Origin of the sequence: Faecalibacterium sp. DFI.5.82, from assembly GCF_029076575.1 — a bacterium.
Lineage (GTDB): Bacteria > Bacillota > Clostridia > Oscillospirales > Ruminococcaceae > Faecalibacterium > Faecalibacterium duncaniae.
This window is the reverse complement of the sequence record NZ_JARFIS010001008.1, coordinates 1-292: the sequence shown is the minus strand read 5'-3', so window position 1 is coordinate 292 and position 292 is coordinate 1. Positions and strand designations below refer to the sequence as shown.

At 49.7% G+C, this 292-nt stretch carries 1 pseudogene; it reads left to right on the top strand.

Going from position 1 to position 292, the window contains the following annotated elements:
• Positions 1 to 110 (top strand): annotated as a pseudogene (locus P0G09_RS19900) (hypothetical protein); the annotation flags it as partial.
• Positions 111 to 292: the final 182 nt, after the last annotated feature.

The window sequence follows — 292 nt, the reverse complement described above, 5'->3', positions numbered from 1 at the left end:
GGGTCGCCGAGACAGGCCTGACCATGGCAGAGTACTTCCGTGAGGAGACCCACAAGGACGTGCTGCTGTTCATCGATAACATCTTCCGTTTCGTGCAGGCAGGCAGCGAAGGGATTATAACCTCAAGTGGGTCCTCCTGATCGGCATTGCAGCGGCTTTTGTGGCTTACAGCTTCATCGGGCAGTATTTCTTTACCACCAAGCCCGATTATTGATATTGTTCGATTTTGAGGGCCCTGAAAAGGACACTCAAAGACGTACCTTGAAAACTGAATAATAACTGCGAAACAAAG